The 241-nt window shown below is 65.6% G+C and carries 1 protein-coding gene; it reads right to left on the bottom strand.

The genetic code is table 11. The features are described 5' to 3' along the window. Positions 1-25: 25 nt before the first annotated feature. The coding region (locus tag AC0IYH_RS33615; RefSeq protein WP_471838778.1) for a hypothetical protein at positions 26-241 on the bottom strand (216 nt) is incomplete at its 5' end.

Consider the following 241-nt stretch of genomic DNA (forward strand, 5'->3'; position numbering starts at 1 on the left):
TTGAAGGACATGGCGCCCTAGCCGATCACGCCTCGGGCGGCGCCATCACCTCGATCACCCCCGCCGCGATCCGCGCCGTGATCGGCGTCTTCGCCAGCACCTCGCCGTCGATCGAGATCGGCAGGCGCGGCTCGGTGTCGATGTGCACTTCCTTGCCCGAGAAGCTGATCGTGTCATGATGCCGCGCCTCGTGCCCGAAGAAGCTCAGCGCCCAATTCTTCACGAGTCCGCGCTTGTAGTG

The organism is Pseudomonas sp. AC463 (assembly GCF_979253585.1).